The following is a 25735-nucleotide window of genomic DNA, read 5'->3' as shown; positions in this document are numbered from 1 at the left end:
GAAAACCCAAGTTTTCTATACGTATCTGAATTGTCATGCATAGCCGTGCGCCAATTCCTATGCATCTTCGTCACCCGTGTTTTCCGCCAGGGCATCCAGTGCCGGGCCGAGCAGGGTTTCGGCGAGTTGCTCGAAGCGCTCGCCCAGGGGTTCGCGGTCGCGGAAGGCGAGGGCGTACCAGGGGTCGCGGGATTCGCCCACAGGGCCGAAATCGATGCCTTCCCAGGCCACGCGGGCCTTGTCGCGGGCGGCGTCCTGGGGCTGTTTGCGGCCGGGTTTGCGCAGGCCATGGGCGAAGCCGTAGCTGGCCTTGGTGAGCAGCGGCAGGGGGCTGCACAGGGCCTCGCGGTAGGCGTGCAGCCAGGGCTCCAGCAGTTCGCGTGCGTTGGCCAGCGGGCCGGCCTGCCAGTCGCCCGCCGGGGAGAGCAGGCGACTGTCGCGGGCGATACCCGGCGTGGCGGACAGGTTGAGCATCAGGTGGCGCAGCCAGAAGGGCGCCAGTTCCCACCCGCCTAGGCGGTTCAAGCGCCAGCCGAAGAGGCCTTCCGGGGTGACGCCGTCGAGCCAGCCGTGGATCCGTACGCCGGCCAACTCGATATCCACCAGCAGCGGTTGCGCCACCTCCTCGGGCCGGGCCTCGAACAGGCGCGGGGCGAAGGCGCGCACCGGGCCACGCAATTGGCCCCAGAGCGCGTGCCCCAGCTCGCCGGTGGGCAACCAGCCGGCGGCGCGGGCCATGCGGCGCTCGTCGGACTCCGACCAGCCGCGCTCCACCGCATCCAGCGCCAGTTGGCGCAGGCCGCGCCAGGCCGGGCCTTCTAGGCTGAAGGGTTCGTCGCTGGCCAGGGCTTCCTCGGCTTCGGCCAGGCGCAGGCCGAGGCGCTGTTCGAGGAGGAAGCGTGCCGGGTGGCGGAAGCACTGGATCAGTTGCGACGGTTCCAGGGTCAGCCAGTCGGCGTCGGGCTCGGGCAGCGGCAAGGCGAAGGGCGCGGCGGCGGGCCGCGGCGTTTCCGCCAGGCGCTGGGCCGCGCGGAACCAGGGCGCGGCGAAACCGGCCCACTGGCCGCCGGCGAAGTTGGTCGAGGCGAAGGGCTGCAGCGGGTGGGCCACCAGGACCCGCGCACTGGCCTTGTCGTCGCCGGCGATGGCGGTGAGGTCGATGGTTTCCAGCAGTTCGCTGACCAGCACCGAGGGTGGCAGGTGGGCGTTGTCGCGGGGGTCGCGGCCGACGAAGCTGAGGTAGAGGCCGTCCCGCGCCGACTGCAGGGTTTCCAGCAGCAGGTAGCGGTCGTCCAGGCGGCGGGCGCGATCGCCACGGCGCGGCTTGCGGGTGATCAGGTCGAAACCGGCGGCCGGGGTGCGGCGCGGGAAGGCGCCGTCGTCCAGGCCGAGCAGGCAGACCTGGCGGAACGGCAGGCTGCGCATGGGCACCATGGTGCAGAAGGTCACCGCGCCGGTGAGGAAGCCCGATGCGCCGCTGCCCTGGTCCAGGGCCGCCACCAGGTGCTGGCGCACCAGGGCCAGCTCCAGCGGACGCTCGATGCCGGCGGCCTCGGCCTGCTCGCGCAGGGCGCCACAGGCCTGGGACAGCAGGAGCAGGGTGTCGCCGGCCTCGCGCTCGTCGAACAGCAGGTCGATCAGGCCCTGGAGGGTTTCCGCCCATTCCGCCAGCGGGCGCGGCCGGGCCATGTCGTCGGCCAGGGTGCCGAGGCGCTGGACGAAGCCGGCCAGGCGTCCGAGCAATTGCGCACGGGCGCCTTCCAGGGCGTCCAGGGGCCAACTGTCGCCCAGCAGCGGCGGTGCCTCACCGGCCAGTTGTGGCGGCGCGGCGAAGCCCAGCAGCAGCCGGTCCAGACCCTGGCGCCAACTGAAGGCGCCTTCGTCGGGCAGCCCCAGGCGCGCCCGGTGGGTGCTATCGCGCCCCCAGCGCACGCCGGCATCGCGCAGCCAGTCGCGCAGCAGCGGCAGGTCTTCCGGTTCGATGCCGGCGCGGGCGGCCAGGGCCGGTTGCTCCAGCCAGGCCAGCAGTTCCTCGGCGGCGAAGCGGCTCTGCGGCAGCTCCAGCAGCGCGAGGAAGGCCTCCACCAGCGGCAGCTCGGCGCGCAGGCTGCGGTCGGCCAGGCTGAACGGTATGCGCGGCACGCCTTCGCGGGGGGCGAACACGGCTTCGATGTAGGGCGCGTAGCGCTCGATGTCCGGGGTCAGCACCACCACCTGGTCGGGGGTGAGGCCCGGGTCGGCGCGAAAGCGCGCCAGCAGTTGGTCATGCAACACCTCGACCTCCCGCAGCGGCGAGTGGCACAGGTGCACTTCCAGGGAGCGGTCGTCCGCGCGCAGGGCCATGCGCTCGTCGGGACGGCGGGTGCGCAGGCGCAGGATGTCGTTCTGCACGGCGCGCAGCAGGCTGCTGTCGACCAGGTCGTCGTCCTCGGCGTAAACGCCGATTTCCTGGCCGCCCAGGGTGAAGAGGGCGTCGAAGAAATCCCGGCCCTGCTTGCCGAGGCTGGCCAGCAGCGGGTGACCGACGTCCAGGTACCAGTCGTCGATGGCGGGCTCGGGCAGCCGCGCCAGTTCGCGGATATCACGGATATCGCCCCAGGCCTCGCGGCAGGGGTTGAGGGCGAAGAGCACCACCTGGCAATGCCGCGCCAGGCCTTCCAGCACCCGCATGTGGTGCGGCGGCAGGCTGCTGATGCCGAACACCAGCAAACGCTCGGGCAGCCCCTCGACGGGGGCGCCGTCGTGCAGGCGGGCCAGCAGGTCGCCCAGAAGGCGCGCACGGTGCGGGTGGCCGTCGGCGGTGAGCTCGCGCCAGAGCAGGGCCTGCCACTCCTCGTCCAGGCCGAGCCCCAGCGCTTCGCCGCCTTCCCAGGCGGCCAGCCAGTCGTCGCGGTAGAGCAGGTACTGGTCGAAGACGTCGGCGATCCGCGACGCCAGGGTCAGCCGGCGGCGTTCGTCGCCGCCTTCCAGGTACTGCGCCAGGCGCGGCGCACGGGCCAGGTTGTCGGGCTCGCAGAGCCAGTCGTAGAGGCGCCAGCCGAGGGTGACCGGGTTGAACGCCGATTGCGGCGGCAGCTCGCCAAGGGCCAGGCGGGTGACATCCCAGACGAAGCGGGCCGGCAACTGGATGTCCAGGTGCATGGCGATGCCCTGCTTGCGCGCCAGCTGCAGGGTCAGCCAGCGCCCCATGCCCTGGCTCGGCACCACCACATGGGCGGGCGCGAGCGGGTCCTGCTGGGGTTGCGCGAGCAGGCTGCAGGCCAGCTCGCCGAGGCTTTCCAGGTCATTGGCGTGGTAGAGGTTGAGCATGGGGGAGCCGCTTGCGAAAGGTCGGCACAGGTTAGCAGCCGGCTCCGCGTGGCGGCGAGCGGCTTGGCGCCCCTGGACGGCGCCCGGCGCTGACGGGAAACCACCTGAAATGTCATTTCCAAGCCCTTGATGAATAACGGGCAGGATTGGTCATTGCGAGCTTTACTAGGGAGTACCAACAACACGAGCCGGGCGATTGATGGAGATCAGCCAGGGCCATGACGGTCAAATGATGACAATCGTGTTACAACTCGCCTGACTGCGCCGCTGTATCCCCGCGCATGGACACAGCGGCCTTCTGCAAAGCCAGGAGGGCACAACCATGCTGACGCTGCTCAATCTGCTCTCAGCCGTCGCCTTGCTCATTTGGGGCACGCACATCGTTCGCACGGGCATCCTCCGTGTCTACGGCGCCAACCTGCGCCGTCTGCTCAGCCGCAGCGTGCGCCGTCCGCCCCTGGCCTTCGCCGCCGGCATCGGCGTCACCGCCCTGGTGCAGAGCAGCAATGCCACCGCCCTGCTGGTCAGTTCCTTCGTCGCCCAGGGCCTGATGCTGCTGGCGCCGGCGCTGGCCATCATGCTCGGCGCGGACGTCGGCACAGCGCTGATGGCGCGGGTGCTGACCCTGGATCTGTCCTGGCTGTCGCCGCTGCTGATCTTCTTCGGCGTGATCCTCTTTCTCTCCCGCAAGCAGACCCGCCTCGGCCAGCTCGGCCGGGTGGGCATCGGCCTCGGGCTGATCATCCTCGCGCTGCAGCTGATCATCGCCGCCGCCGAGCCCATCACCACCGCCAAGGGGGTGAAGGTGCTGTTCTCCTCCCTGACCGGCGACGTGCTGCTGGACGCCCTGACCGGCGCGCTGTTCGCGATGATTTCCTACTCCAGCCTGGCCGCCGTGCTGCTCACCGCGACCCTCGCCGCGTCCAAGGTGATCTCGCTGAAGGTCGCGCTGTGCCTGGTGATAGGTGCCAACCTCGGCAGCGGCATCCTCGCCCTGATCAGCAGCAGCCTGCAGAACCCCGCCGGGCGCCGCGTGGCCCTGGGCAGCCTGCTGTTCAAGCTGGCCGGCTGCGCCCTGGTGCTGCCGCTGGTGGGGCCCCTGGCCAACTGGATCGACAGCTGGCCGATTTCCAACGCCGAGCTGGTGATCGCCTTCCACGTGCTCTACAACGGCGTGCGCTGCGCGCTCTGCCTGCCGCTGACGGTACCCATGGCGCGCTTCTGCGACTGGCTGTTGCCCGACCGCCCGCAACCGGATGACGTCGTCAAACCGCGCCACCTCGACCCCGCCGCCCTGGAAACCCCCAGCCTGGCCCTGGCCAACGCGGTGCGCGAAACCCTGCGCATGGGCGACATAGTCGAGCAGATGCTGAACAACCTGCTGCACCTGCTGCGCGGCGGCGACCCGCTGCTGGGCAAGGACATCCACCGCCTCGACGACGACATCGACGCCCTCTACACCGCCATCAAGCTCTACCTGGCACGCATGCCCCGCGAAGACCTGGGCGAGCGCGACAGCCGGCGCTGGGCCGAGATCATCGAGCTGACCATCAACCTGGAACAGGCCGGCGACGTCATCGAGCGCATGCTCGATGACGTGCAGAGCAAGAAGAACTCCCAGGGGCGGACCTTCTCCGAGGAAGGCCTGGCGGAAATCGTCAGCCTGCACGACCAGTTGGTGGAGAACCTGCGACTGGCGCTGTCGGTGTTCCTCAACGGCGACCAGGAGAACGCCAAGCGCCTGCGCCGGGCCAAGCAGCGCTTCCGCATCCTCGAACGGCGCTACGCCCACACCCACGTTTCGCGGCTGCACCAGCAGGTGGTGCAAAGCATCGAGACCAGTGCCCTGCACCTGGGCCTGATCAGCGACATGAAGCGCCTCAATTCGCTGTTCTGCGCCATCGCCTACGCCATCCTGGACAACCCTGACGCCCCCGAGGCGGTCGAGGATGGATACGCGACCAGCGAACCCGAGCGCTACTTCGACACGGAGATCGGCTCGCACCGCTGAATGCGCACTTCACAGCCTACCGGTCGCTTGGGCAGAATCCGGCCATGACTTCCAACGACCTCTCCACCGCCTCGGTCAGCGCCAGCCTGACCCAGGCCGTGCTCAACGCCGCCGAACGGCTCGGCCTGGACCCCATGGACCTGTTGCGCGCCAGCCAGCTGGACCCAAAGCGTCTTGCCGACCCCGACGCGCGCATCCCCTTCAGTGCCCAGGAAGCGCTCTGGGACGCCATCCGCTCGCGCCTGGAGCACCCCGAGCCGGGCCTGGCCATCGGCCGCGCCCTGGCCCCCGGCCAGTTCAGCGTGCTCGGCTACCTGGTGCAGAGCAGCCCGACCCTGGGCGATGCGCTGGACGCCGAACTGCGCTACCAGCGTCTCGTCGGAGAGGGCGGCAGCCTGGCCCAGGAGGTACGCGGTGACGAGCTCTGGACCCTGTACCGTCCGCTGCACCCGCAGCTGCCGGCGACCCGTGCGCGGGTAATGGCGCTGATGGCGTTCTGGCTGGAATTGATGCGCCCGCTGCTGGCCGAGCTGCGCCTGGTGCGGGCCTGCTTCGTGCACCCGCAACCGGCGGACACGGCCCTGTACCAGCAGTTCTTCGCCTGCCCGTTGCAGTTCGAGGCCCAGGAATATGCCCTGGTGCTGCCCCTGGCCCTGCGTTCGGCACCGCTGAAACAGGCCAACCCGCCGTTGCAGGCGGTGCTGCGCCAGCATGCCGAGGCGCTGCTGGCGCGCCTGCCCAGCGAAGGCTTGCGGGCACGGGTGGTGGCCCTGCTGGGCGCCCAGCTGGCCCGTGGCGAGCCCGACCGTGGCGCCCTGGCCTCGGCCCTTGGCGTCAGCGAACGGACCCTGCAACGGCGCCTCGCGGACGAGGGCAGCAGCTACCAGCAGTTGCTCAACGACACCCGCCGCCACCTGGCCGAGCGCCACTTGCAGGAAGGTCGCCTGCCGATCGCCGAAATCGCCGTGCTGCTGGGTTACTCAGAGCCGAGCGTGTTCTTCCGCGCCTTCCGACAGTGGACCGGGCTGACGCCGGGCGACTACCGCCAGCAGCATCGGGATTGATGCTGCTCTCCTGTGGGGGCGAATTCATTTGCCAAGGGATGCGCGGCATCCCCCGCCAGCAAGCACCTGTAGGAGCGAATTCATTCGCGAACGGCCGCACAGCGGCCGCCGGGTAGGGTGCCTGCCGAATCCGACCGGAAACCCATTCGTCCCGCAGGTCAGGCCTGCGCCGCAATCCCCCGCGCCTTGAGGAAGGCCAGGAAGGCTTCACGGCTGGAGTACCGCGGCCGATAGCCGAACTCCTCTTTCAACCGGCGGTTATCCAGCACCGGGCGGTAGCGCAGGAAGTCCAGTTGTTCCGGGCCGTACTGGGTCAGGCCGAGCGGCTTGAGCAGGGCCAGCGCGCCGCGCAGCAGCCCGGCGGGCAGGGGCCGATACGGCTTGCCGAGGATGCCGGCGATCTCCGCCATGCTCAGGGCGCCGTCGCCGGCCAGGTTGTAGATGCCCGCCGAATTGCGCTCCAGTCCGACGCGAATGATGTCCACCACGTCCTGGTCCCAGATGAACACGAAGCGGCTGTCATGCCCCTTGATGCCCAGCACCGAGCGCTTTTCGAACAGGTCGGTGATCTGGTTGTTCACCCGCTCGCCCAGGATGGTGCCGGGGCGCAGCACCAGTTGGCGCAGTTGCGGCGAGCGTTTGCGTGCATCGGCCAGCAGCAGCTCCACTTCGCGCTTGTGCCGGGCATAGGCGAACAGCTCGTGGCCGCGCAGCGGGTGCTGCTCGTCGATCCACTCGGCGTTTTCCGGGTAGTAGCCGTAGGCGGCGCCGGAGCTGGTGACGATCAGCTGGTTCACGCCATGGGCCAGGGCGGCGTCGATCACCGCACGGGTGCCACCGACGTCGATGGCGTGCAGATGCGCATCACTCATGCCCCGTGGCGGGTTCACCACCGAGGCCAGGTGGACGATGGCCTCGGGCTTCCAGCGTTGCACGCAGGCATCCACCTCGCGGGCCTGGCTGATGTCCAGGGACACCGACTCGATATTGGGCTTGAGCCCTTGCTGGGCCAACGGGCGGATGTCCGCAGCCACCAGGGTCCAGTCCGGATGACGCTGCGCCAGGTCGTCGAGAAGTTGCCGACCGATGAAACCGGCGGCGCCGGTGATCAGGACGCGCATGACAGTTCCTCCTGGCCGCGCGGCGGGTTGCGCCGCCACAGGGCCACCAGCGCCAGGCCGGACACTATGTGCCAGAGCCCCCAGAAGCCGGCCACCAGGGCCATGTCCAGCTGGCCGCCGAACTGGGTGAGGATCAGCCCCAGGGCCAGGCCGGAGTTCTGCATCCCGACTTCGATGGTCAGGGCGCGGCGGTCCGCTTCGGGCAGGCGAGTCAGGCGCGAGGCGCTCCAACCCAGCAGCAGGGCGCTGGCGTTATGGCCGACCACCACCAGCAGCACCAGGCCGGCGTTGGCCACCAGCAACTGCCAGTTGCCGGCTGCCGCGACGACCAGGAACAGGCCGAAGGCGAGCAGGGAGAAACGCTTGAACCAGGGCAGCACCCGCGCACTGAAGGCCGGCGCCAGGTTGCCCACCGCCATGCCCGCCAGCAGCGGCAGCACCAGCAGTACCACCAGGCCGCCGATGATGCCGCTGGCGTCCACGTCCAGGCTGCTCATCTGGCCATGGAGGAAGGCGGCGGTTTCCGGGTTGAGGCTGGAGGTGAGGGCGAAGTTCAGCGGCAGGCTGAGAATCGCCAGCAGGCTCGACAGGCTGGTGACGCTCACCGACAGCGCGGTGTTGCCCCGCGCCAGGTGGGTGATGACGTTGGACAGGTTGCCGCCGGGGCAGGCGGCCACCAGCAGCATGCCCAGCTCCAGCCCCGGACGCAGGTCGAGGAAGAGGGTGGCCACCAGGGTCAACCAAGGCAGCAGCAGGCACTGGCAGAGCAGGCCCACCAGAGCCGGCAGCGGCCTTCTGGCGACCAGGAGGAAGTGGCTCAGGCGCAGCTCCAGGGCCACGCCGAACATCAGCGCGGCGAGCACCAGCCCGAGTATCAGTTGCTGACTGCTGTCGTAGTTCATCGAATGCTCTCTTGTTGTTCTTCAGGCGCCACTGGCGGGCGCAAGGCCCTCGCAGCTTAGTCCTCCGCGCCCCGTGGCGGCAGTGACCGACATCGCCAGCGGGAGTGGCCAATCGCGACACGGCGACGCACGCACATCGCCAGCCGACGGCGGGGCCGCCACCACCGGGCATTGCCAGGCCGGGCACCCTGGGCCAGAGTGCCAGCTCCCGTTCCGGAGCCGAATGCCCATGCCGATCAGGAAGTTGCGCATCAGCGATATCGAAGCCCTGCACCGCCTCTTCGCCGAGGTAAGCGCCGAAGGCGAGTTCCTCCTGCGCGCCGAGCCGCCGCCCATCGAACAGATGCGCGCCATGCTGCTGCGCTCGCTGCCGCTGGACCTGCCGCAGTTCATCGCTGAAGTCGACGGCGAGCTGGTGGGCTCCATCGAAATCTTCCCGGCCAGCTTCTGTGGCGTGGAGATCGGCTCGGGCGAGGACTTCGGCGTGCTCGGCATGCAGGTGAAGAAAGCCCATCGTGGCCAGGGCCTGGGTGGGCGCCTGATGGCGGCGGCGCTGGAGCACTGCCGCCGGCTGGACATGGGCCGGGTGGAGCTGACGGTGCTCAAATCCAACCTGCCGGCCATCCGTCTCTACGAGCGCTTCGCCTTCCTCTGGCTGGAGGACCTGGCCCCGGTCAGCCTGCCCAACGGTCGTGCCGACCGGCCGCAGAAGATGCGCCTGCTGCTGGACTGAGCCGCACGCCGTCAGCCCGCTCGCACCGCGCCTTCTCAGGGCCGGCAGCGGGCAGTATCCTGCGCGGCTTCGACCTCACCCGTCCTGTCGACGCCGATGCTGCTGTCCAAGTTCAAACCCCAAGTGCTCAAGCTGATCGAGCTGCTGCAGCGCCACCCGCGGCTGGTCGCCCTCTACGGCTTCGTGTCCGGCATGGCGAGCTTCCTCCTGGTGGAGCGCGGCGCGCGGGTGGCGCGGGTGATCGCCATCCTGCTGCTGGTGAGCTGGATCTGGCTGATGCTGGAGAACCTGTTCCGGCGCGGCGTCGAGCGGCTCTTCGGCGTCGAACTGCCACCGCCGCTGATGCGCTTCCTGACCCAGCTGATCCACCAGGAAAGCCTGTTCTTCGTACTGCCGTTCTTCGCCATCACCACCAGCTGGAACAGCGGCCAGGCCCTGTTCACCGGACTCCTGGGGGTGGCGGCGCTGTGCTCGATCACCGACCCGATCTACAACCGCCACCTGGCGCCCCGGCGCTGGCTGTTCCTCGCCTACCACACCCTGACGCTGTTCGCCGTGCTGCTGGCGGCGCTGCCGCTGATCCTCCAGCTGACCACCGCGCAGAGCTACCGCTGGGCCCTGGGCACGGCGGTGGCGCTGTCCTTCGTCAGCCTGTCCGGTGTCCTGCGTGGGCAACGCTGGTGGCGCAGCCTGGGCCTGGTGGGGCTGACCCTGGCCCTCGGCGGGCTGGGCTGGGTGACACGGGTGTGGGTGCCGCCGGCGACCCTCTGGCTCACCGAAGTGGCGGTATCGCCCCAGCTGAACAACCGGACGCCGGGGGACGGCGTGGACAGCCTGAGCGCCAACGAGCTGCGCACCAAGGGGCTCTACGCCTACACCGCGATCAACGCCCCGCGCGGGCTGAACGAGCGCATCTACCACGTGTGGCGCTTCAACGGCCGCGAGGTGGACCGCATCGCCCTGGATATCCACGGCGGCCGCGAAGCCGGCTACCGCGCCTGGACCCACAAGCGGAACTTCCCGAGCAACCCGGTGGGCCGCTGGCAGGTCCAGGTCCTGACCGAGGCCGGGCAGATGATCGGCACCCTGCGCTTCACCGTCACACCCTCGGAGCTGCCGCCCAAGCCTCGTTGAGACGCCTGCCAGACCAGATTCGGCCGTAGGATGGGTTGAGCGGAGCGATACCCATGCGGTCCGAATTGATGGGTATCGCAAGCTCACGGAACGCCGCCCGACCCATCCTACGAAGTGCCCGTGCCGACCTGAATCGAGGCAGAGGAGATGACGCCGCGCAAACCGCCCCTTCAGGAGGCCGAGTGGAATCCTTGCGAAACGGAGCGCAGCGAAGTAACAGCCGCAGGCTGGCCCGAAGGGCGAGCGCAGCGAGTCAGGGGGACGAGCGGCATGGATGCCGCGAGAGTCGCGCTGGGCCATGGATGGCCCTGCGCGGCGGGCCCCCGGAGCAAGGATGGAACGAGGGAACCCCGGCGCAGCCGCGGCCGGATGCAAGGGCAAGCCCTAATGGTTACTTTCTGGTGGGCGGCATTCCGTCGTTTGAGAAAGGGACTCGCCCGGGAGGGCGAAACAGAACCCGAAGCCCTCTCGGCAATGAGCCGTAATCCAAGCCCAATTTCCCAAACCCTTAAGACGTTGGGTTTCGCTTCGCTCTACACCAACCTACGAAAGAGGCTCCGTGAACCAAGGGTGGGCCACGCATCACCAGTCCACCATCGAGGCCCGGCATGGCGCCTACGAACAACAAGCGCGCTCAGCCGAAGAACCAGTAGCACACGCCGATGGACGCCAGCACGCCGGCCAGGTCCGCCACCAGGGCGCAACCAACGGCGTGGCGCGCACGCTGGATACCCACCGAACCGAAGTACACCGCCAGCACGTAGAAGGTGGTCTCGGTGCTGCCCTGCACGGTGGCCGCGATCAACGCCGGGAAGCTGTCCACCCCGTGGTTCTGCATGGTCTCGATCAGCATGGCGCGCGCCGCGCTACCGGAGAACGGCTTGACCAGGGCGGTGGGCAGGGCATCGACGAAGCGGGTGTCCCAGCCGAACCACTCGACCAGGGCGCGGATGCCGTCCAGGCCGAAGTCCAGGGCACCGGAGGCCCGCAGCACCCCCACGGCGCAGAGCATGGCCACCAGGTAGGGCAGCAGGTTCTTGGCGACGTCGAAGCCTTCCTTGGCGCCGTCCACGAAGCACTCGTAGACCTTCACCTTGCGTAACGCGCCAATCACCAGGAACAGCAGGATGAGGCCGAACAGGGTGAGGTTGCCGAGCAGCGAGGAGAGGGTCGCCAGTGCGGTGGCGGAGAGGCCGGCGAGCAGGGCCATGAAGCCGCCCAGCAGCAACGCGCCGGGTACCAGGTAGGCCAGCACCACCGGGTCCCACAGGCGCAGGCGCTGCACCAGGGCCACGGAAATCAGTCCCACGAGGGTGGAGGCGCTGGTGGCGAGGAGGATGGGCAGGAACACCAGCGTCGGGTCCTCGGCGCCTTGCTGTGCGCGGTACATGAAGATCGAGACCGGCAGCAGGGTCAGCGACGAAGCGTTGAGCACCAGGAAGAGGATCTGTGCGTTGCTCGCCGTGGTACTGCTGGGGTTGAGCTCCTGCAGCGCCTTCATCGCCTTCAGGCCGATGGGCGTGGCCGCGTTGTCCAGGCCCAGGCCGTTGGCGGCGAAGTTGAGAGTGATCAGGCCGAGGGCGGGATGGCCCGGCGGCACCTCGGGCATCAGGCGGTGGAACAGCGGCGCCAGGACGCGCCCCAGCCATTCCACCAGGCCGGCCTTCTCGGCGATGCGCAGGAAGCCCATCCACAGGGTCAGGGTGCCGAACAGCAGGATCATTACATCCACCGAGAGCTTGGCCATGGCGAACAGGCTTTCCACCATGGCCGCCCAGACACCCGGATCACCACCGATCCAGCGCGCCAGCGCCGCCACCGCCGCCACCACGAAGAAGCCCAGCCACAGGCCGTTGAGCATGTTCAGTCCCCCGAGAAATCAGTGGCACGGATTCTAGCGGGGCCGTTGCTGCCGGGGCGAATCCAATCTGCCCCGGCCCCTCTCCCCGAAAGGGCGAGGGGTGACAGCAGGCCCGATGCCTATACCTGCCTCACATAGAGCAGAGAAGATGACGCCGCGCAAAACGCCCCTTCAGGAGGCCGAGCGGAATCGTTGTGCAGGGGGACGAGCGGCATGGATGCCGCGAGAGCCGCGCAGGGCCATGGATGGCCCTTCGCGGCGGGCCTCCGGAGCGACGATGTAGTGAGGGGAGTTTGGCGCAGCCAAACCCGGATGCCGGGGCGAGCGTTCTTGGTTACTTCTTTGTGGTTCGGCATCCCGACGTTTGAAAGAAGTAACTCGCCCGGGAGGGCGAAACAAATACCCGCAACCCACTCGAAAACGAGCCTGACAAAAAAACGCAGGCCCCAACAAAAAAGCCCCGACCAGGTCGGGGCTTTCTCATCCAGCTCAGGCTCAGTCGATCACAGCCCGGCCCTTGGCCTGCACCTCGGTGCCGCGCCAATGGGGCAGGGAGCTCCAGTAGCGCTGGCCCTGCTCGGCGTCGTACATGCCTTCCCACTTGGCGATCACCAGTACCGCCAGCGCGTTGCCGATCACGTTCAGCGCGGTGCGCGCCATGTCCATGATGCGGTCGACGCCGGCGATGAAGGCCAGGCCTTCCAGGGGGATGCCGACGCTGCCCAGGGTGGCCAGCAGGACCACGAAGGACACGCCCGGCACGCCGGCGATGCCCTTGGAGGTGACCATCAGGGTCAGCACCAGCAGCAGCTGCTGGCTGATGGACAGGTCGATGCCGTAGAGCTGGGCGATGAAGATCGCGGCGATGCTCTGGTAGAGCGTCGAGCCGTCGAGGTTGAAGGAATAGCCGGTCGGCACCACGAAGCTGCTGATGGCACGCGGCGCGCCGTAGTCCTCCATCTTCTCGATGATGCGCGGCAGCACGGTCTCGGAGCTGGCGGTGGAGTAGGCGAGGATCAGCTCGTCCTTGAGGATGCGCATCAGGCGGATGATGGAGAAGCCGAACAGGCGCGCCACCAGGCCCAGCACCATGAAGGCGAAGAAGGCGATGGCGAAGTACACCAGCAGCACCAGCTTGGCCAGCGGCAGCAGGGAGGCGAAACCGAAGTTGGCCACGGTCACGGCGATCAGCGCGAACACGCCGATGGGGGCGTAGGCCATGATCATGTGGGTGACCTTGAACATGGTCTCGGAGATCCCCTGGAACATCTTCACCAGGGGCTCGCGGGTATCCCCGGGCAGGCTCGACAGGCCAAGGCCGAACATCACCGAGAAGAAGATGATCGGCAGCATCTCGCCCCGCGCCACGGCGGCGAAGATGTTCGACGGGATCAGGTTGAGCAGGGTCGAGATCAACGCGTGGTCGTGCTGCACTTCCTGGGCGGTCTGCTGGTACTTGGAGATGTCCACGGTACCCAGGGTGCTCATGTCGATGCCGGTGCCGGGCTGGAAGAAGTTCGCCAGCAGCAGGCCCACCACTATCGCCACGGTGGTGATGATCTCGAAGTAGAGGATGGTCTTGAAACCGATGCGGCCGAGCTTCTTGGCATCACCCACGCCGGCGATGCCGACGATCAGCGACGCGACCACGATCGGGATGACGATCATCTTGATCAGGCGGATGAAGATGTCGCCGGCCGGTTGCAGGACATTGGCGATCCACCAGGCCTTCTCGGCACTGAAGTGGTTGAGCAGGGCGCCAATGGCGATACCCAGCACCAACCCGATGAGAATCTGCCAGGCGAGGCTCAATCTGGCCTTGGTCATGGTCGTCACCCTCTGATTTCTTGTGGAATTCGGGAGCACGGTTGCGTCCGGGATGGCCGGTCGAACCGCAAAAGGGGCGCCATGATTCATAGGACGCTAACGATCGTCTAATGCCGTAAATGCCTACCCCATGCCGAATCGGCATGGGAAAAGCCACATGGAACCATGGTTCCAGATGATCTGGCCTCACGTTTTCGGCATGGGAACTGGCCCGATGGACGTGGAAGCAAAGATCGTGGGCGCCATCTAGGCTCACTGGGTTCGACCCGCTCGGTCGCCAATCCCCGATGGATGGAGAGCTGAAATGAAGAAGGTCCTGGTGCTCTATTACTCGATGTACGGTCACATCGAACGCATGGCCGAGGCCGTCGCCGAAGGTGCGCGCGGCGTGCCCGGCGTGGAGGTGACCATCAAGCGCGTGGCCGAGACCATGCCCGAGGATGTGGCCCGCAAGGCCGGCGCGAAGCTGGACCAGGCCGCCCCGGTGGCCATCCCGCAGGAGCTGGCGGACTACGACGCCATCCTGTTCGGCACGCCGACCCGCTTCGGCAACATGACGGCGCAGATGCGCAACTTCCTCGACCAGACCGGCGGGCTCTGGGTGAAGGGCGCGCTGGTGGGCAAGATCGGCAGTGTCTTCACCTCCACCGGCACCGGCGGCGGTTCGGAAACCACCATCACCTCGTTCTGGAACACCCTGGCGCATCACGGGATGCTGATCGCCGGGCTGCCCTACTCGGCACCGGAACTCAGCGATATCAGCGAACTGCGCGGTGGCTCGCCCTACGGCGCGGCCACGGTGGCGGCGGCGGACGGTTCGCGTACGCCGAGCGCCAAGGAGCTGGCCCTGGCGAAATTCCAGGGTGCCCATGTGGCGGGCCTGGTGAGCAGGATGCAGTGAGAGGATGACGCGGTGGCAGGGCGAGCGCCCCTGAGGGAATCGATCTCCGCTGCACACCGGGAGCTGGCATTCATCCAGCTCCCGGCAGCAGCTCGCCTGACCCGGCCCGCGGCTGCGGAGGTACCCCGTTTACCCCTAGGTCATGCCGCTCCAGTTGACGCGGTACAACCCGGCCCCTTGGTCTTCAGCCCATCTCTGGGCGTTGCTCCTTCACGTCCTCAGTACCAGTTCGGATCCGCTTTCAACTGCTCGTCGAGCATCCGTCGGACGCTCTGGTCCGGCTCGCCGAGCCAGCGGTAACTGGCGTGTCGACTGGGCGCCTTGTCGGATGGCAGACCATCCGGCACCTGCACATAGAGTGCCCAGGCGTCGTCCTTGTTCCAGCTGAAGGCGACATACAACCGCTGGTTGGAGCAGTTGCCCGCCTGGCAGAGCTCGCCCACCAGGAACTTGTCGTCCTCGTCATCCACCGCCTTCATTGGCGGCGCGGTGCCCGACAGGTTCATCACCCACTCGGGCAGACGGCTTTCATCCTCGACCAGCTCGCGCCAGGTTTCCTGGTACTCAGGGTCGCTGCCGAGCAGCTCGTCGAGACGGTGTATGGCCCGGCGGCCGGCGCTTGTGCGCCGGCCAGCCCCAGGAGCAAGGCGGCCGCCGCCTTGTTCAAGTGGTCCATCGAAACCTCCTCAGGGCGCTCGGCGGCCCATGATGAAGGACACCACGAACAACACCAGGAAGACGATGAAGAGGATCTTCGCGATGCCTGCGGCAGTGCCTGCGATACCACCAAATCCCAACACGGCGGCGACTATTGCGATTACCAGGAAAGTCAGTGCCCAGCTCAACATGGCCTTTCTCCTTCTGCTTCAAGTAGTCGGCTCAGCGGCCGCTGAACCATGACCACCGGCACCACGCAAGGCGCCATGACGGTGGGTGTTGCGAAATCGAGGAGCGCGCGGCGCAAGCAGGCGAGGCTGCGCATCGCGAGCGACGGGATGGAGGCATGGCGGGGCATGGCGACCACTCCTCAGAAGACCCAGCGTGCCCGGGTGCCGAGGTTCTCGGGCACGACCTGGCTGACTTCATGCAGCGGACCATCGGCGCGGACCGGCACGGCCGAACTGCTCTGTTCCGCGGCGGGCACCTGCATCGGCTTGGGCTGGATGTGCTCACGCAGGGAGTGTTCGGCCAGCATGGCGAGCACCACCACCAGTCCGATCAGCAGGACCATGAGGCATCTGGACGAGCGCCACTGGAAACCTTTCATCCTCGCATCCTCCCTTGGGTGGATTTGTGGCCTTGAGACTTCGAGTGCATTGCCCATGCCACTCATGGCCCTGGAAAACTTCAATTAACTCAATCAGTTACAACGGCACTCCAAACCGGCCCGGCGGCACTTTGCACGACCGGGTGTTTTCCGCCGGGCAAATTGCACGCTTTAAAAGGCCCGGAACCTCCCTGTTCCAGGCGGAGTGCTCCTGGTGGAGCGCGGGGTCACAAGAGGTGGAAAGACCGCCGCGCCTTCAGGTACGAGAAATATCGCAAGGCCTGTGCCAGTCTTTTGCAGAGATAAATATTTATAAAAATCAGCGCGTTAGCTTTTATGCCAGGACTTCCTACACTTGCATGCTGCAAGACTCGTAGGAAAAACGCGTGCAACTTGCACGATATTTCTTGGACTAACTTTCTATGACTCGGAAATGGAGTGAGAGCATGGAACAGGTAACCGAGAACCAGGGACGGGTACTGCTGGTGGATGACGAAGCCGCCATCCTGCGTACCTTCCGCTACTGCCTGGAGGACGAGGGCTACAACGTGGCCACGGCGAGCAGCGCCGCACAGGCGGAGGCGCTCCTGCAACGGCAGGTGTTCGACCTGTGCTTCCTCGACCTGCGACTGGGCGAGGACAATGGCCTCGACGTCCTGGCGCAGATGCGCGTGCAGGCGCCCTGGATGCGGGTGGTGATCGTCACCGCGCACTCGGCGGTGGATACCGCCGTGGACGCCATGCAGGCCGGCGCCGCGGATTACCTGGTCAAGCCCTGCAGCCCGGACCAGCTGCGCATGGCGGCGGCCAAGCAGCTGGAGGTGCGCCAGCTCACCGTGCGCCTGGAAGCCCTGGAGGGCGAAGTGCGCCGCGACGGCGACGGCCTCGACTCCCACAGTCCGTCGATGATGACCGTACTGGAGACCGCCCGGCAGGTAGCCGGCACCGACGCCAACATCCTCATCCTCGGCGAGTCCGGCACCGGCAAGGGCGAACTCGCCCGCGCCATCCACGGCTGGAGCAAGCGGGCGAAGAAGTCGGTGGTCACCATCAATTGCCCCTCGCTGTCGGCGGACCTGATGGAGAGCGAGCTGTTCGGCCATAACCGCGGCGCCTTCACCGGCGCCAGCGAGAGCACCCTCGGCCGGGTCAGCCAGGCCGACGGCGGTACGCTGTTCCTCGACGAGATCGGCGACTTCCCCCTGAGCCTCCAGCCCAAGCTGCTGCGTTTCATCCAGGACAAGGAATACGAACGGGTGGGCGACCCGGTGACCCGCCGCGCCGACGTGCGCATCCTCGCCGCCACCAACCTCGACCTGGACGAGATGGTCCGCGACGGACGCTTCCGCGAGGACCTGCTCTACCGCATCAATGTGATCGCCCTGAGCCTGCCGCCGCTGCGTGAACGCCACGAGGACATCCTCGAACTGGCCGAGCGCTTCCTCGCCCGCTTCATCGGCGACTACGCGCGTCCGGCGCGGGCGTTCAGCGAGGAGGCCAAGGCGGCGATGCTCGGCTACCGCTGGCCGGGCAACGTGCGCGAATTGCGCAACGTGGTGGAACGCGCCTCGATCATCTGCAACCAGGAACTGGTGGAGGTCGTCCACCTGGGCCTGGGCGATACCCCCGCCAGCAATGCGCCACGGGTGGGCGGGCCATTGAGCCTGGAGGAGCTGGAACGGGCGCATATCGCCGGTGTGCTGGCCAGCGCCGAAACCCTCGACCAGGCGGCCCGCACCCTGGGCATAGACGCCTCGACCCTGTACCGCAAACGCAAGCTCTACGGCCTCTGAGCGAGCCGCCGGCATGCGCCTTCGCACACGGCTGTTCCTGAGCATTTCCGCGCTGATCACCGTGGCCCTGGTGGGCCTGCTGCTGGGGCTGGTCAGCGTCATGCAGATGGCCGGCTCCCAGGAGCAACTGATCAACCGCTCGTTCGCCACCATCGACATCAGCCTGCGGCTGCGCCAGCACCTGGGCGACCAGATGGTCAACCTGATGGGCAAGGACCTGGACATGCCGGCCCTGCAGGATTCCCAGGCCAAGTTCCTCACCGCCCTGGAAGAAGGCCTGGACTCGGAGACCGACGCCGAGACCCGCGAGCACTTCCAGGCGATCGCTGCGTCCTACAAGACCTTTCTCGATGTAGTGCGCCAACCCGCCAGCCTGCGCTGGAGCCTGCTGGACGACGATGACTTCAGCCACTCCCTGGATGTCCTGCGCACCAGCATGGTCGCCCTGCAGCGCCATTCCCTGACGGTGGTGGGGGATGCCGAAGGGGCGGCGCGCGACCGTGCACTGCTGATCGCCGGCCTGCTCGGGCTGCTGGGCATCGCGGTGCTGCTCATCGGCTACATCACCGCCCAGGGCATCTCCCGGCGCTTCGGCGAACCCATCGACGCGCTGGCCAAGGCGGCCGATCAGGTGGGCCGGGGCGATTTCCAGGTCACGCTGCCGCTGTCGCCGGTGAACGAGATGTCCGCGCTGATCCGCCGCTTCGGCCTGATGGCCGAGGCCCTGCGGGCGGTCAAGGAAACCAACGTCGAGAAGTTGCTGGCCGAGCAGCAACGCTTGAAGGCGGTACTCGACAGCATCGATGACGGCCTGCTGATCCTCGACCGCCAGGGCCACGTCCAGCACGCCAACCCGGTGGCGCAGCGGCAGCTTTCCTGGAGCGAGACACCTGCCTCGCTATCGCTGGCCCAGGCGCTGGGTCGCCCAGAGCTGGAGGAGGTCGCCCAGCGCGTCCTGCGCGGGGAACCCCTGGAGGATGCGCCCGAAGACCTGAAGATCGAGGCCGACGGCGAGGAGCGCCTGCTCAACTGGCGCCTGGCGCCGGTGGTGCTGGGCGAAAGCCGCGTGGTCGGCGGGGTGATGGTGCTGCGGGACGTGACCGAAGCGCGGGCCTTCGAGCGGGTGCGCAACGAATTCGTGCTGCGCGCCTCCCATGAGCTGCGCACGCCGGTAACCGGCATGCAGATGGCCTTCGGCCTGCTCAACGAGCGACTGCACTTCGACCCGGAGAGCCGCGAAGCCGACCTGCTGAAGACCATGGACGAGGAGATGCAGCGCCTGGTGCGGTTGATCAACGACCTGCTGGATTTCTCCCGCTACCAGAGCGGCGTGCAGGCACTGGTCCGCGAACCCTGCGACCTGGAGGAGATGCTTGCCGCGCTGTGCCAACGCTATCAGGCGCACGCCGGCGAGCACGGCATCGAGCTCGACCTCGAGGTGCAGCCACCGCTGCCACGGCTGCAGCTGGACCGCCTGCAGATCGAGCGGGTGCTGGACAACCTGGTGGGCAATGCCATCCGCCACAGCCCACAGGGCGGGCATATCCGCCTGCAGGGCCGGCGCCACGGCGAGCGCGTCCTGGTGAGCGTGACGGACGAGGGCGAGGGCGTGCCCTACAGCCAGCAGGCGCGCATCTTCGAGCCCTTCGTCCAGGTCGGTCACCGCAAGGGCGGCGCCGGCCTGGGCCTCGCGCTGTGCAAAGAGATCGTGCAGCTGCACGGCGGTCGCATCGGCCTGTATTCACGGCCGGGGCAGGGCGCGCAGTTCTATATGACGTTGCCGGTGTGAACCCTGTAGGAGCGAATTCGGCGCTCGGCCTCAGCCTTGTAGGATGGGTTGAGCCCGCGATACCCATCGGGTCCGAGCGCTAACCGCATGGGTATCGCTCCGCTCAGCGGAACGCCGCCCGACCCATCCTACGAGCTGTGATTCGGAGCTCAGTGCGGCATGCCGTTCAACACCAGCAGCAGGGCGGCGGTCTCGGCGTCGGGCTCACCGTCGTAGAGGCGCTGGCGGTACTTCATCTGGAAGGCGGCGATGACGTTGCGGGTTTCCTTGTCCAGCACGCCGGTCTGCGGGGTGGTGTAGCCCTGGCGCGCCAGTTGCTCCTGGAACCAGCCCACGGTGGGCAGGGCCTGCTCGAAGCGCGCCTGCTCGCGAGCCACGGCATCGGCGTCCGGCCAGGGCAGCAGGCCGGCGTCGGCCAGGCGCTTCCAGGGGAACAGCGGGCCGGGGTCGACCTTGCGCTGGGGGGCGATGTCGCTGTGGCCGATGATGGCGCCCGGCGGCAGGTTGTGGCGTTTGACCAGGTCCTGGAGCAGGGGAATCAACGCGTCGATCTGCTCCTCGCTGAAGGGTTGGTAGACCCGCCCGGCGGGGGTGTCCTGGTAGCCCTCGTTGACCAGTTCGATGCCGATGGTGCTGGCGTTCAACCAGGTGCGCCCCTCCCACTCGCTTTCCCCGGCATGCCAGGCACGGCGGTCTTCGTCCACCAGGCGGTAGATGGTCGCCGGGTGGTCGCCGATCAGGTAGTGGCTGCTGACGCCATCTTCGGTCAGCAGACGCAGGGAGTTGTCCATGTCGGTGGAGGTGTAGTGCAGCACCACGTACTGCACGCGGCTGCTCTGGCTCACCGAACGGTGGCTGTCATCGATGCGCAGCCCGCCGGCGCAACCGCCGAGCAGGAGCAGGGCCAAGCCCAGGATCAGGATTCTCATGGGGTCAGGTGGAGAACGCTTTGCAGGTTGTCGAGCAGCATGTCGACGCTGAGCATGATCAGCAGCATGCCGGTCAGGCGCTCCACGGCCATCAGGCCGCGATCACCGAGAAAGCGCTGCAGGAAGGCGGCCTGCAGCAGGATCAGCGCGGTGCAGGCCCAGGCCAGCAGCACGGCGACGTAGAGTTCCCAGAGCTCGCCCTGGTGGGTGTTGCGCAGGGTCATCAGCACGGCGAGGGCCGACGGGCCGGCCACCGCCGGCGTGGCCAGCGGCACCAGCATGGGCTCGCCACCGGGCAGGTCGCCGAGCACGCCTTCCGGGCGCGGGAAGATCAGGCGCAGGGCGATGATGAACAGGATGATGCCGCCGGCGATGGCGATGGACTCGCGGGACAGCCCGAGGCCACTGAGGATCTTGTCGCCGAAGGTGAGGAACAGCATCAGCAGGCCCAGGGCGAACAGCAGTTCGCGCAGCGCGACCTTGAGGCGGCGTTCCGGGGCGACGCCCTTGAGGGCGGCGATGAAGATGGCGATGTTGCCGAACGGGTCGGTGACCAGAAAGATCAGGACGGCAATGCCGAGGATTTCCATGGGGGCTTCCCTTGATCGATGGGCAGAAGTGTACTGGCCGCCAGCGCCGGCGTCTGCGCGTGGGCACCGTGTTGGGGAGTCGAACCTGTTGCGAGATTTTCGGCCGGGGGACGCCCCGGCGCAAAAGGGCGCGGATTATAGCCCGATGCCAGCACGTTTATCGGACATGGGGCCGGCCGGCCGGGATGAACGGCGCCATGGGTTTTTCCGTCGCAGGTAATGTTGTAGGTAAGGGAAAACCCGACCGAGGAAAACTCCATGCGCCGCGTGTTGCTCTGGTTGAAGCAGGATCTCAGGCTCGACGACCACCCGGCACTGCAGGCGGCGCTGCAGGCTGACCGTCTGCTGCCCCTGTACGTCCTCGACCCGTCGCTGCTCGGTCCCTCACCCTTCGGACCACGCCGGCTTGGAGTGCACCGGGCGCGCTTCCTCCTGGAAAGCCTGGCCGCCCTGGATGCGGGCTTGCGCCAGCACGGCTCGCGCCTGCTGGTGATCCAGGGTCACGCCGAACTGGTGATCCCTACCCTGGTGAACCACCTGAGCCTGGACGAAGTGCTGACCCTGGACGAAGTCGCGCCCTTTGAGCGCGACGAGCTGCGCCGGGTGCGCCACGCCCTCGGGGTGCCGCTGGTCGAGCTGCCCGGCAACAACCTGCTGCGCGAGGACGAGCTGCCCAGGCCGCTGAACGAACTGCCGTCGGTGTTCAACCAGTTCCGCGAGCTGCTGGAGCAGCGCGTGCAGGTGTTCCAGCCGCGCCCCGCGCCTCCTGCACTGCCACCCTTGCCAAGCGGCGCGGCGAGCCTGATCGGGCCATTGCCGACCCTATCCCGCCTGGGCCTGGGCGAACCCCTGGGGGTGCCGGCCACCGCCTTCCCTTTCTCCGGCGGCGAGCCCGCCGCCCTGGCGCGGTTGCGCGACTACCTCTGGGAAACCCAGGGTGTGTTGCAGTACCAGGAAAGCCGCAACGGCATGATCGGCAGCGACTACTCCTCCAAGCTCTCGCCCTGGCTGGCCAACGGTAGCTTGTCGCCGCGCCGGGTGGCCGCCGAGCTGCACCGCCTGGAAGCCCAGCACGGCCGCAGCGAATCCACCCAGCAGCTGTGGCAGGATCTGCTCTGGCGCGAATTCTTCCGCTGGACCGTAAAGCGCTACGGCGGCGCGCTGTTCCGCTCCGACGGCCTGAAGGCCACCGCTCGAGCACCGCGCAACCTCGACGAGCGCTACCTGCACTGGTGCAACGGGCGCACCGGCATGCCGCTGGTGGACGCCAGCATGCGCGAGCTGATGATGACCGGCTGGATGTCCAGTCGCGGCCGCCAGGTGGTGGCCGCCTACCTGGTCAACGACCTGCAGCAGGACTGGCGCTACGGCGCCGCCTGGTTCGAGGAACACCTGCTGGACTACGACCCGGCGAGCAACTGGGGCAACTGGGCCTACCTCGCCGGAGTGGCCAGCGATCCCCGCCGCGCGCGAGCCTTCAATGCCCTGCGCCAGGCTCGCCAGTACGATCCGGATGCCGGCTACGTCAGCCTCTGGCTGCCGGAGCTGCGCGGCTTGCCGGTGGAACAGCGGCACACGCCCTTCATGCTCAGCGAACTGCAGTTCGCCGGGCTGGACTACCCGCGCCTGGAACAGATCCCGGAAAACTGGAAGCCCTACATATCCAGCGCGGCCTGAGCCGGCTCAGCCGGGCAGCGGCACGCCCTGGGGAGCCGGGTCGTCGCGCTCGGCGGGCACAAACGCCGTTTCGATGCGGTTGCGGCCCTGGTGCTTGGCCCGATAGAGCGCCTGGTCGGCACGCTGGAAGGCGGCGTCGCTGGATTCGCCGGCGATGAGCGCGGTGAGTCCGGCGGAGAGGGTGATGCCCACCCGCTCGCCCTTGAAGTGGAAGGGGCAGGCCTCGATGGCAAGGCGCAAGGTTTCCAGCAGCAGCCGACCGCCTTCGGTGGGCGTCGAGGGCAGCAGCAGGACGAACTCCTCGCCGCCGAAGCGGGCGATGAAGTCGGTCTTGCGCAGGCGCCGGGCCAGTTCCCCGGCGATGATCTTCAGCACCTTGTCGCCGGCCAGGTGGCCGAAGCCGTCGTTGATGCGCTTGAAGTGGTCGATGTCGATGACCCCGAGCAACAGGTCGCCGCCATAACGCTGCTGGCGGGCCAGCTCGATCTCCAGGCGCTCGTTCCAGGCCGCGCGGTTGGGCAACCCGGTGAGGGGGTCCTGCAGGGCCATCTGCCGCTGGGCTTCGAGGTTTTCCTGGACGCTCTTGGCTTCTTCTTCCATGGTCGCCACCCGCGTCATCAGCATCTGCAGGCGCTCGGCCACTTCCTGGTCGCGCACGGCGCGCTGCTGCTGGTAGCGGTTCATGGTTTCGAGCAGGCCATCGAGGCGCTGATCCAGGCCGAGCTTGAGATGATCGAGGTCGGTGGCGTCCTGCACGCTGGCCTGCAGCCCGCTGACCTGCTCGCGCAACTGGTCGTCCAGGGCGCGGGCGTCGTCCCGCGATTCGGCGTGGCCTTCCTGGGCCGCGCTGATCTGTTCGAGGAACAGCGTCAGGCGCTGGTTGAGTTGCTTGAGGTAGCCGGCGAACTCGCGCTGGCCGCTGTCGGTGACCGCCAGAACCAGCACGCCGAGGTCGTCCAGTACCGGCACCAGTTCGTACCAGTTGAGTCCGCCTTCCAGGCGCTGGCGCAGGCCATCGGCCATGGGCTGGTGATGCTCGGGCAGGTCCAGTTCGTCGAGCAGCGAACGCAGGCTGTCGGCTACATGCGGCGCGATGGCGCTATAGCCCGGCTCCGGCGCGCTGGGCAGGGCGTAGTCCGGATCACCTTCGCCGGTGATGATGGAAGCCGCCAGGGGCAGGCTGTCCAGGCTATTGCTGCGCACCGCAGGCGACGGCCGCAGCGGGTCGATGGCCACGGCGGCAGCGGGCAGCGCCTGCTCGGGTATCGGCGCGGCTGGCGCTGCGGGCTCGACGGCAGCCGCTGGCGGAATCTCCGCGACGGGTGCCGGTAGGGGTTCTTCAGGCGCCGCCGCTGGTTCGGCGCCGGTAGCAATGGCGACGGCGGGCGCGGGGAGGGGGTCGGCTTCGGCCGGCGCTTCGTCGCGGCCGCCGAACAGGCGCTGCAACAGGCCGGGCTTGGTGGCCGTGGCGTCGACGTTGGTCAGCGCCTGCAGGACCTGGCCCTGGAGCACGCCGAGCTCCGCCAGCACGCCCGGCATTTCCCGGGGCTGCCGGGCGCGCTCGTCGATGCGCCGGGAGAATTGCTTGAGGCCCTTGCGCACTTCCCGTGGGAGGTCGAGGGCCAGGAGCCGGCCGGCGATGCCGGTGAGCGCGCTGACGTTCTGTTCAACGCGCTGCTGGCGGCGCTGCTCGGAGTCCAGCACGGCCTTTTCCAGGCGCGGGATCAGTGCCGAGAGGCCGGCGTCCATCTGCTCGCCACGGATGATCTCGCGCAGTTCCTGCATGCACTGGTCGACGGCCTTGTCGGAACCTTCGGCCGCCAGGGAGCTGCGCACCAGGCCGCGACGCAACAGATCGAGGCGGGCGTCCCAGCGCTTCTCGAGCTTCTCCTGCTCTTCGAGGCTTTCGAGGTATTTGGACTTCCAACGCTGGGCGTCGTCGCTCATGCAGATTTTCCGCGTGGGGGTTCACTGAGCACCAGCGGCAGATCGGCCTGCAGCCCGGCGGGCAGGCGAATGTCCACCGCCACCGGTAGATGGTCGGAAATCGGCTGGCTGAGCACCGACACCCGCTCCAGGGTCAGGCTGGAGCTGAGCAGGATGTGATCGAGGCAACGCTGCGGCCGCCAGCTGGGGAAGGTCGCTTCGACCTGGGGCGCCAGGAGGCCGAGGTCGCGCAGGGGCGAATGCTCCAGCAGGTCGTTGGCGTGGGTATTCATGTCGCCCATCAGCACCACGTGGCGGTAGTTGCCCACCAGCTCACGGATGTAGGCCAGCTGACGGGTACGGGTACGGGCGCCGAGGGACAGGTGCATCATCACCACGGCGAGCGCGTCGCTGCCCTGGCCGAAGCGCATCAGGATCGCACCACGGCCGGGCGGGCCAGGCAGCGGGTGGTCTTCGAGCAGGCTGGGTTGCAGACGGCTGAGCAGGCCATTGCTGTGCTGGGCGATGCGCCCGAGATTGCGATTGAGCTGCTGGTACCAGTAGGGGAAGGCGCCCAGTTGGGCAAGGTGCTCGACCTGGTTGATGAAGCCGGAGCGGATGCTGCCGCCGTCGACCTCCTGCAGGGCGACCAGGTCGAAGTCGCCGAGCAGGTCGCCGATGCGCTGGAGGTTGCCGGCGCGCCCCGTGTGCGGCAGCAGGTGCTGCCAGCCACGGGTCAGGTAGTGGTGATAACGCTGGGTGCTGATGCCGACCTGGATGTTGAAGCTGAGTAGCCGCAGGCGGCCATCGGCGGGCAACCCGCCCGAGTCGAAATGCGGGTTGACCCGCGCATCACACGAGCTTGCCGTACGTTCGGCCACCCAGCGTCGCCTCACCGAGC

At 67.8% G+C, this 25735-nt stretch carries 19 protein-coding genes and 1 pseudogene; 8 read left to right on the top strand and 12 right to left on the bottom strand.

Annotated features, from left to right (window positions below; translation table 11 throughout):
• Window positions 1-57 precede the first annotated feature (57 nt).
• Window positions 58-3309, bottom strand: a complete 3252-nt coding sequence (gene recC / locus PCA10_RS00485; RefSeq protein WP_016490041.1) for an exodeoxyribonuclease V subunit gamma — start codon at window positions 3307-3309, stop codon at window positions 58-60.
• 322 nt (window positions 3310-3631) lie between these two features.
• Here recC and PCA10_RS00480 point away from each other — a divergent pair, with 322 nt between their 5' ends.
• Both PCA10_RS00480 and PCA10_RS00475 read left to right on the top strand, forming a co-directional pair.
• The gene (locus PCA10_RS00480) at window positions 3632-5320 is read left to right on the top strand and encodes a Na/Pi cotransporter family protein (protein WP_016490040.1); all 1689 of its coding nucleotides are present in this window, start codon (window positions 3632-3634) and stop codon (window positions 5318-5320) included.
• A gap of 44 nt (window positions 5321-5364) precedes the next feature.
• Window positions 5365-6384 carry an AraC family transcriptional regulator gene (locus tag PCA10_RS00475; RefSeq protein WP_016490039.1) on the top strand — a complete coding sequence of 340 codons (1020 nt, stop codon included), beginning with the start codon at window positions 5365-5367 and terminating at the stop codon, window positions 6382-6384.
• Between the two features lie 158 nt (window positions 6385-6542).
• Here PCA10_RS00475 and PCA10_RS00470 read toward each other — a convergent pair whose 3' ends face one another.
• Window positions 6543-7505, bottom strand: coding sequence for an NAD-dependent epimerase/dehydratase family protein (locus tag PCA10_RS00470; RefSeq protein ID WP_016490038.1), 963 nt, complete (start codon window positions 7503-7505; stop codon window positions 6543-6545).
• On the bottom strand, window positions 7493-8407 hold the full coding sequence (locus PCA10_RS00465) for a bile acid:sodium symporter family protein (protein ID WP_016490037.1): 915 nt from the start codon (window positions 8405-8407) through the stop codon (window positions 7493-7495). The genes PCA10_RS00470 and PCA10_RS00465 overlap by 13 nt, the downstream gene beginning before the upstream one ends.
• A gap of 229 nt (window positions 8408-8636) precedes the next feature.
• Here PCA10_RS00465 and PCA10_RS00460 point away from each other — a divergent pair, with 229 nt between their 5' ends.
• Window positions 8637-9140: a GNAT family N-acetyltransferase gene (locus tag PCA10_RS00460; RefSeq protein WP_041770474.1), complete on the top strand. Its 504-nt coding sequence runs from the start codon at window positions 8637-8639 to the stop codon at window positions 9138-9140.
• Window positions 9141-9236: 96 nt separating this feature from the next.
• Window positions 9237-10274 (top strand): DUF5924 family protein, encoded by a 1038-nt coding sequence (locus PCA10_RS00455; RefSeq protein WP_016490035.1) that lies wholly within the window; start codon window positions 9237-9239, stop codon window positions 10272-10274.
• Between the two features lie 634 nt (window positions 10275-10908).
• Here PCA10_RS00455 and PCA10_RS00450 read toward each other — a convergent pair.
• On the bottom strand, window positions 10909-12135 hold the full coding sequence (locus PCA10_RS00450) for a nucleoside recognition domain-containing protein (protein ID WP_016490034.1): 1227 nt from the start codon (window positions 12133-12135) through the stop codon (window positions 10909-10911).
• Between the two features lie 495 nt (window positions 12136-12630).
• Window positions 12631-13962 (bottom strand): glutamate/aspartate:proton symporter GltP, encoded by a 1332-nt coding sequence (gene gltP / locus PCA10_RS00445; RefSeq protein WP_016490033.1) that lies wholly within the window; start codon window positions 13960-13962, stop codon window positions 12631-12633.
• A 304-nt stretch (window positions 13963-14266) separates the two neighbouring features.
• On the opposite strand from gltP, the gene wrbA reads away from it, so the two are divergent.
• On the top strand, window positions 14267-14863 hold the full coding sequence (gene wrbA, locus PCA10_RS00440; protein ID WP_016490032.1) for an NAD(P)H:quinone oxidoreductase: 597 nt from the start codon (window positions 14267-14269) through the stop codon (window positions 14861-14863).
• Window positions 14864-15081: 218 nt separating this feature from the next.
• Here wrbA and PCA10_RS00435 read toward each other — a convergent pair.
• The 3 genes and pseudogenes from PCA10_RS00435 to PCA10_RS00425 all read right to left on the bottom strand — a co-directional run.
• Window positions 15082-15507, bottom strand: a pseudogene (locus tag PCA10_RS00435) (inhibitor of vertebrate lysozyme family protein); the annotation flags it as partial.
• Window positions 15508-15549: 42 nt separating this feature from the next.
• Window positions 15550-15711 carry a DUF1328 domain-containing protein gene (locus tag PCA10_RS29325; RefSeq protein ID WP_016490030.1) on the bottom strand — a complete coding sequence of 54 codons (162 nt, stop codon included), beginning with the start codon at window positions 15709-15711 and terminating at the stop codon, window positions 15550-15552.
• A gap of 179 nt (window positions 15712-15890) precedes the next feature.
• Window positions 15891-16094, bottom strand: a complete 204-nt coding sequence (locus PCA10_RS00425; RefSeq protein ID WP_041770070.1) for a hypothetical protein — start codon at window positions 16092-16094, stop codon at window positions 15891-15893.
• 482 nt (window positions 16095-16576) lie between these two features.
• On the opposite strand from PCA10_RS00425, the gene algB reads away from it, so the two are divergent.
• Together algB and PCA10_RS00415 are read left to right on the top strand one after the other, a co-directional pair.
• Entirely contained in the window at window positions 16577-17923 is a 1347-nt protein-coding gene (algB, locus tag PCA10_RS00420) for a sigma-54-dependent response regulator transcription factor AlgB (protein WP_016490028.1), read from the top strand.
• A gap of 13 nt (window positions 17924-17936) precedes the next feature.
• Entirely contained in the window at window positions 17937-19712 is a 1776-nt protein-coding gene (locus PCA10_RS00415) for a KinB sensor domain-containing domain (protein ID WP_016490027.1), read from the top strand.
• Window positions 19713-19861: 149 nt separating this feature from the next.
• On the opposite strand, the gene PCA10_RS00410 is transcribed toward PCA10_RS00415, so the two are convergent.
• Window positions 19862-20641, bottom strand: coding sequence for an N-acetylmuramoyl-L-alanine amidase (locus PCA10_RS00410; protein WP_016490026.1), 780 nt, complete (start codon window positions 20639-20641; stop codon window positions 19862-19864).
• Entirely contained in the window at window positions 20638-21231 is a 594-nt protein-coding gene (locus PCA10_RS00405; RefSeq protein ID WP_016490025.1) for a MarC family protein, read from the bottom strand. Before PCA10_RS00405 ends, PCA10_RS00410 begins: the two co-directional genes overlap by 4 nt.
• A gap of 258 nt (window positions 21232-21489) precedes the next feature.
• Between PCA10_RS00405 and PCA10_RS00400 the strand changes: the two genes are divergently transcribed.
• A complete protein-coding gene (locus tag PCA10_RS00400; protein WP_016490024.1) occupies window positions 21490-22908 on the top strand; it encodes a DASH family cryptochrome in 1419 nt (472 codons plus the stop codon).
• A gap of 6 nt (window positions 22909-22914) precedes the next feature.
• Here the strand turns inward: PCA10_RS00400 and PCA10_RS00395 are convergent, their stop codons facing one another.
• Both PCA10_RS00395 and PCA10_RS00390 read right to left on the bottom strand, forming a co-directional pair.
• On the bottom strand, window positions 22915-24855 hold the full coding sequence (locus PCA10_RS00395) for a GGDEF domain-containing protein (protein WP_016490023.1): 1941 nt from the start codon (window positions 24853-24855) through the stop codon (window positions 22915-22917).
• Complete coding sequence (locus PCA10_RS00390) at window positions 24852-25730, bottom strand: endonuclease/exonuclease/phosphatase family protein (protein WP_051148016.1); 879 nt, start codon at window positions 25728-25730, stop codon at window positions 24852-24854. The genes PCA10_RS00395 and PCA10_RS00390 overlap by 4 nt, the downstream gene beginning before the upstream one ends.
• Between the last annotated feature and the right edge of the window lie 5 nt (window positions 25731-25735).

It is taken from the genome of Pseudomonas resinovorans NBRC 106553 (genome assembly GCF_000412695.1).
Lineage (GTDB): Bacteria > Pseudomonadota > Gammaproteobacteria > Pseudomonadales > Pseudomonadaceae > Metapseudomonas > Metapseudomonas resinovorans_A.
This window is presented reverse-complemented; position numbering and strand designations above follow the sequence as displayed.

Excerpts from the sequence above, each read along its gene's own strand:
- recC (WP_016490041.1), bottom strand. The coding sequence starts at position 3,309 with ATGCTCAACCTCTACCACGCCAATGACCTGGAAAGCCTCGGCGAGCTG.
- algB (WP_016490028.1), top strand. The coding sequence starts at position 16,577 with ATGGAACAGGTAACCGAGAACCAGGGACGGGTACTGCTGGTGGATGAC.
- PCA10_RS29325 (WP_016490030.1), bottom strand. The coding sequence starts at position 15,711 with ATGTTGAGCTGGGCACTGACTTTCCTGGTAATCGCAATAGTCGCCGCC.
- PCA10_RS00400 (WP_016490024.1), top strand. The coding sequence starts at position 21,490 with ATGCGCCGCGTGTTGCTCTGGTTGAAGCAGGATCTCAGGCTCGACGAC.
- wrbA (WP_016490032.1), top strand. The coding sequence starts at position 14,267 with ATGAAGAAGGTCCTGGTGCTCTATTACTCGATGTACGGTCACATCGAA.
- PCA10_RS00405 (WP_016490025.1), bottom strand. The coding sequence starts at position 21,231 with ATGGAAATCCTCGGCATTGCCGTCCTGATCTTTCTGGTCACCGACCCG.
- PCA10_RS00450 (WP_016490034.1), bottom strand. The coding sequence starts at position 12,135 with ATGCTCAACGGCCTGTGGCTGGGCTTCTTCGTGGTGGCGGCGGTGGCG.
- PCA10_RS00470 (WP_016490038.1), bottom strand. The coding sequence starts at position 7,505 with ATGCGCGTCCTGATCACCGGCGCCGCCGGTTTCATCGGTCGGCAACTT.
- PCA10_RS00455 (WP_016490035.1), top strand. The coding sequence starts at position 9,237 with ATGCTGCTGTCCAAGTTCAAACCCCAAGTGCTCAAGCTGATCGAGCTG.
- PCA10_RS00415 (WP_016490027.1), top strand. The coding sequence starts at position 17,937 with ATGCGCCTTCGCACACGGCTGTTCCTGAGCATTTCCGCGCTGATCACC.
- PCA10_RS00480 (WP_016490040.1), top strand. The coding sequence starts at position 3,632 with ATGCTGACGCTGCTCAATCTGCTCTCAGCCGTCGCCTTGCTCATTTGG.
- PCA10_RS00395 (WP_016490023.1), bottom strand. The coding sequence starts at position 24,855 with ATGAGCGACGACGCCCAGCGTTGGAAGTCCAAATACCTCGAAAGCCTC.
- PCA10_RS00460 (WP_041770474.1), top strand. The coding sequence starts at position 8,637 with ATGCCGATCAGGAAGTTGCGCATCAGCGATATCGAAGCCCTGCACCGC.
- gltP (WP_016490033.1), bottom strand. The coding sequence starts at position 13,962 with ATGACCAAGGCCAGATTGAGCCTCGCCTGGCAGATTCTCATCGGGTTG.
- PCA10_RS00425 (WP_041770070.1), bottom strand. The coding sequence starts at position 16,094 with ATGGTCCTGCTGATCGGACTGGTGGTGGTGCTCGCCATGCTGGCCGAA.
- PCA10_RS00475 (WP_016490039.1), top strand. The coding sequence starts at position 5,365 with ATGACTTCCAACGACCTCTCCACCGCCTCGGTCAGCGCCAGCCTGACC.
- PCA10_RS00465 (WP_016490037.1), bottom strand. The coding sequence starts at position 8,407 with ATGAACTACGACAGCAGTCAGCAACTGATACTCGGGCTGGTGCTCGCC.
- PCA10_RS00410 (WP_016490026.1), bottom strand. The coding sequence starts at position 20,641 with ATGAGAATCCTGATCCTGGGCTTGGCCCTGCTCCTGCTCGGCGGTTGC.